Origin of the sequence: Microbacterium bovistercoris, assembly GCF_003387575.1 — a bacterium.
Taxonomy (GTDB): domain Bacteria; phylum Actinomycetota; class Actinomycetes; order Actinomycetales; family Microbacteriaceae; genus Microbacterium; species Microbacterium bovistercoris.
In genome coordinates, this window is record NZ_QUAB01000027.1 from 1 (window position 1) to 6,022 (window position 6,022).

Below are 6,022 nucleotides of genomic sequence, written 5' to 3' on the forward strand. Positions count from 1 at the left end.
ACGGACGCAAGGGCACGGACACGGCGAAGGTCACGGTGTCGGTGCACGACTGGAGCGTGAACGGTGCTCCGGAGCCGAAGCGGAAGAGCGCGCTGGCTGTGGAGGCGGGTGGCACGGTGTCGTACAACGTGCTGCCCGACTGGATCGACCCGGACGGCGATGACGTCTATCTCAAGGATGTCGTCGCCGCGGGCGGCGACGAGGTCGACTTCACCACCGACGGCCAGATCACGTATCGGGCCGTGTCGAGCCCGCCGGGGCGACAGGAGGTGCAGGTCGTCGTCGCCGACGGTTCGGGAGAGCTGGCGAACGGCACCATCCAGCTGGACGTGCGTCCGGTCGGATCGACGCTGCCGAAGACCAACGCCGATCACGTGGTGACCACCGTGGGGACGCAGGTGACGGTGTCGCCGCTCGCAAACGACTCCAGCTCCAGCAAGGAGCCGTTGCGCCTCGCGAGCGTGGGGGACGTTGACGGCACGACCGTCACCCCTGACTACCCGAACAAGACCTTCACGTTCAAGACGCAGACCCCCGGCACCTACTACGTGCAGTACCTGGTCACGGCCGGTGTGCCTTCGGCGACCGGGATCGTGCGCATCGACGTCGAGGAGCGGACCGAGGAGGATCGCGCGCCGATCGCTGTGCGCGACGTCGCGCTGCTGCCCACCGGCGGCGAGGTGCTCGTGGGCGTGCTGAACAACGACACCGACCCTGCCGGCGGGCTGCTGGTCGTGCAGTCCGTCGAGGTGGAACCGGGCAGCGGTGTGTCGGTGTCGGTGCTGAACCACGAGACGCTGCGGATCGGCGATCAGGGCGGTCTGGACCAGCAGGTGCGGATCAAGTACCGCATCTCGAACGGGTCCAAGACCGCTGAGGGCGACGTGGTCGTGATCCCGATCCCGGCGCCCGACAAACTGCTTCCCCCGGTGGCGAACGACGACACCGCAGTCGTGCGCACGGGCGATGTGGTCACCATTCCGGTGCTGGACAACGACACGCATCCGAATGACCTGACGCTGCATGTGAAGCCGAAGCTGGTGGAGCCGTTCATCGACCCCGAGGACGGGGAGGCGTTCGTCTCGCAGGACAAGGTGCGCTTCCGCGCCGGGCCCGAGGCGAAGACCGTCTACGCGACCTACAACGCGGTCGATGAGAACGGCCAGGTCGACGCCGGTTACATCACCATCCAGATCCTCGCCGTCGACGAGGAGAGGAACGCTGCTCCCCGGCCCCGGGATGTGACGGCGCGTACGATCAGCGGCACGACGACGAACATCGCGATCCCGCTGGACGGTATCGATCAGGACGGCGACTCGGTCGAGCTGCTGGGTCTGGATTCGAACCCGGCCAAGGGGATGGTCACCGTCGAGCAGGACTACCTCGTCTACGAGGCGTTCGAGGACTCGACCGGAACTGACACGTTCACGTACAAGGTGCGCGACAACCTCGGCAAGGAAGGTATCGCGACCGTGCACGTCGGCATCGCCCCGGGCGAGGACGTGAACCAAGCACCCTATGCGGTGAAGGATGCCGTCGTGGTGCGTCCTGGTCGTGAGGTCGCGGTGCCGGTGCTCGCGAACGACTCCGACCCCGAGGGCGACCAGATCTCGCTCGTGAAGAAGGGCATCAAGCTGCCGGACGATGTCCCGGGCCTTGACGGCCGGGTGTCCGGCGACCGCGTGCTCGTGCAGGCGCCGAACGACGAGGTGGAGACCTCGCTGCGGTACACCATCGTCGACGAGCGCGGGGCCGAGGCATCCGCCGTCCTGCAGGTCACCGTCGACAAGGACGTGCCGCTGCTGTTCCCGATCGCCCGCGATGACCGCGTGAAGAGCGAGGACGTCAAGGACGGCACGACGGTCGAGGTCGATGTCCTGGCCAACGACGAGGATCCGGACGGCACGACCGACTCGCTGAAGCTGGTCGTCGAGAACGGCGGCACGGTCCTTCCCGATCGCAAGGTCAGGGTGAAGGTCGGCGACGAGCGCCAGCTGCTCCGGTACACGCTCACCGATCAGGACGAGCAGGAGTCCTCCGCGTTCATCCACGTGCCGGCTCTGTCGGATCTGCGTCCGGCCGTGAAGTCCGGCGCGTCGATCGAGGTGATCAGCGGCGAGACGGTCGACGTGCCGCTCAGCGAGTACGTGACGGTGGCCGGCGGCGGCTCCGTCGTGATCACCGAGGCCGAGAAGGTCTCCGCCGCTCACGCCAACGGCGACAACCTGATCAAGGACGAGCGCACGCTCGTGTACACCTCGGCGCAGGGATACTTCGGATCGGACGCACTGACGTTCGAGGTGACCGACGGCTCCGGGCCCGACGACCCGAAGGGCCGCAAGTCGACGCTGTCGATCCCGATCACGGTGCTGCCGCCGGACAACCAGCAGCCGACCTTCACCCGGGGCCAGGTCAACGTCGCGCCAGGGGAGAAGGCGGTCTCGCTCGACCTGGGCGAGCTGACCGATGACCCGGATCCCAAGGACGCCGGAAAGCACACGTTCAGCTACGTGGGCGGGGCGAGCGGAGGGATCTCCGCGCGGGTCGACGGCGACAAGCTGCTCGTGGAGGCGTCCTCGAACGTGAAGAAGGGCACGGCGACGACGCTGACCCTGCGCATCACCGACGGCGAGACCGAGCCGATCGAGGGCACGGTCGACGTGACGGTCACCGCCTCGACCCGTGAGCTCCCCACGGCGAACACGGACACCTTCCCGGAGTCGAACCAGGGCGAGACGATCACGGTCTCCCCGCTGGACAACGACGTGAACCCGTTCCAGGGCGAGGGTGATCTGCGACTGATCCGCGCCGAGCGCCAGAGCGGCGACGGCGAAGCGGTCGTGAGCGGGGACAAGATCAAGGTCACCCCGGGTGCGAAGTTCGTGGGCACGATGACCGTCCGCTATCGGATCGGCGATGTCACCGAGGATCCGGACCGTGAGGTCGACGGCCTCATCGTGCTGACGGTGCAGGGCAAGCCGGATGCTCCGGGCAAGCCGACCGTGTCGAGCGTGCAGGACCGCACGGTCGTGCTCTCATGGGCGCCTCCGGCGAACAACGGTGCGGAGATCACCGGCTACACGGTGCGCTCGGTGCAGGGTGCTTCCTATGAGAAGCAGTGCTCGTCGACGACGTGCACGCTCGACGGCCTGACGAACAACGTCAAGTACCTGTTCCAGGTGACGGCGACCAACCGGGTCGGCGAGTCGGACCCGTCTGCCTCGTCGGATGAGGCTCGTCCGGACGCGCGTCCCGACACCCCCGCGGCACCGTCGCTGACCTACGGCGACAAGCAGCTGACGATCGACTGGACCACCCCGTCGACGCCGGGTTCTCCCGTGCAGTACTACACGCTGGAGCTCTCCGGCGGTGTCGGCGCGGGTCAGAAGACGAACATCACCGGCAACTCGTACACCTGGACGGGACTCGAGAACGGCTCGTCGTACACGGCCCGCGTGCAGGCCCACAACCTGGCGCCGGACGCGTCCAGCTGGAGTCCTGATTCCCTGCCGGAGATCCCGTCGGGCCCGCCGGCGCAGCCCGCGGCGCCGACGACGGCCGAGATGGCGGCCGTCGGTGACCGCGCGCAGATGCAGGTGAACTGGGTCGCCCCGGACGACAACGGCGATTCGATCGACGGCTACGAGGTGCAGGTGATCCGCGGATCCAGCGTCGTGCAGACGATCCCGGTCGGAGCGGGCACGACGTCGCAGGCCATCGTGGTGGACACCTCGACGACGGCGTACACCTTCAAGGTGCACGCCACGAACCGCTCCGGCTGGGGTGCGTGGAGCGACCCGTCCGCCGCGCGCCGGGCCACGATCAAGCCCGGCACGCCGGGTACGCCGTCGGTGACCGCCGGGGATCAACAGCTCATCGTGGACCCGAACTCCTATCGCCTCGCGGCCTCCGAGATGAACGGCGCGAGCGAGTCGGAGATGCGGTACGACTACAGCCTCAACGGGGGCGCCTGGCACATCAACGGTTCCGACGCGGGCTTCAACTGGGACGGCAGGGTCATCAACGTGCCGAACGGCACGGCCTACACCGTGCGCATCCGCGCCGTCGCCGTCGTAGACGGCAAGCAGTACGTCTCCGACCCATCCGGCTCCTCGGCGTCACGTACCGCCTTCGGCAAGCCGCCGGCGCCGAACGTCTCCGCGCAGAACAACGGTCAGTCGATCACGTTCTCGTGGAGTCCGAACGGCAACAACGGATCGGCGATCGACGGTGCCCGTATCAAGGTCGACGGGCAGTCGTCCTGGCAGAACGTCGGCGCGAACGGGTCACGGAACGTGGGCAACGGTTACAGCCAGTCCCATTCGATCGAAGTGCAGGTGCACAATGCCGCCGGCTGGTCCGCCTCGACCTCGAAGTCCGCGACCACGAGCAATCCGCCCACCACCGCGAAGAGTGGCCGCTACGGGAATGCACAGGGTGAACCTGGTTGCGGTAGCGCGTCGTGCGCCTACGGCCAAGTCACTGTGACGAATTTCCCCGCCGGCAACTACGTAGTGAGCTGCAACGGTACCGGTCCGTACGGCGGACGCTGGGGAGAACGCACCGAGCACATCTCCGGCAACGAAACCGTGCAGCTCGGCTGCTACTTCGGTGACCCCGGTGAGAGTTTCTGGATCCACATTGAAGGTTGGGGTAGTGCCCAGAGCATTACCTGGTAGTCGGCAGCCGGCAGAGGTACGTCTGATCCCTTCCGCGGCAATGCTGTGACACGGGTGGGGAGTTCTCCCCATCCTCGGCACTCAGCGCGCCCGGTTAGGATGGCCCGGTGCGGGTTCCGTCCGGAGCGGATTGTCCGTCCGCGCAGAACATTCCACAGCAGTCCCGGGGGGAATCGGTATGAAGGCGTTCGCCTGGGTCAGGTCGCGCCCCAAGACATTGGCGTCGGCCGCCGTGGTGACGGTCGGCACGGTGGCCGTCGCAACGATGGCGATGGCCTACGACGGCAACCCCACGACCGAGGTCGATCTGAACGACGGCGGCGTGTGGATCACGAAGTCGTCGAAGCTGCTGGTGGGGCACTTCAACAACGAGTCGACGCTGCTCGACGGCGGGCTGCGTACCACGGGTGAAGACTTCGACATCCTGCAGGACGAGGCGACGGTCGCGGTCGTCAATCACAACGACTCGACCCTCGCGACGGTGAATCCCGCGACGGTCGCCCTGAACGATGCCGTGGCGATCCCCGGCGCGAGCAAGGTCGCGCTCGCGGAGAACACCGTGGCGATCCTCGACACCTCTTCGGGCGGTCTGTGGATCGAGTCGGTGCAGGGCATGGCCGGCTTCGAGTTCGCGGGCAAGAAGCCATTCCTCGAACTCGGCAAGAATGCGGACATCGCCGTCGGCCAGGACGGCACGGTGTACGCGGTGTCGGCCGCCGATTCGTCCGTCTACACGATCCCGGTCAGCCCGCAGGGCGACCCGGGCGATCCCCAGAGCGGATCCGTGGAGGGGCTGAAGGCCTCGAGCGAACCGTCCATCACCGTGGTCGGCGAGACGCCGGTGGTGCTGGACCGGGCGCAGAAGGTCGTCATGTCGCCGGCAGGGTTCCGGACCGAGATCGACGGCGCGGACACCGCGGTTCTGCAGCAGCCGTCAGGAGCGGCAGGCGCCGTGTCGATCGCGACGGCATCCGACCTGTTGGACGTGCCCCTGGACGGCGGCGATGTCGTGGCCACGAGCACCCGTGCGCAGGGCGCTCCGGCGGCGCCGGTGCGCGCCGCCGGATGCGTCTACGGCGCATGGGCGGGCTCCGGCGCATTCCTGCGGGACTGCCTGGGCAAGGCTGCCGACCTCGAGGAGAAGATCCCCAACCTGAAGCCGTCGGCGAATCTGCAGTTCCGCGTGAACCGGGATGTCGTGGTGCTGAACGATGTCGTGGGCGGCATGGCGTGGATCGCCACCGAGAGCCTGCAGCAGGTGGACAACTGGAACGACATCACTCCTCCGGAGGGCGAGACCGAGGAGGAGGAGAACACCACCGAGGAGACGGTGGAGACCTCCC

General features: G+C 67.5%; 1 protein-coding gene and 1 pseudogene. Both read left to right on the forward strand.

The genetic code is table 11. The features are described 5' to 3' along the window. On the forward strand, window positions 1-4,679 hold a 4,679-nt coding region (locus DY023_RS04890; RefSeq protein ID WP_147303263.1), incomplete at its 5' end, for an Ig-like domain-containing protein. A 178-nt stretch (window positions 4,680-4,857) separates the two neighbouring features. Next, window positions 4,858-6,022: pseudogene (locus DY023_RS04895) on the forward strand (Ig-like domain-containing protein); the annotation flags it as partial.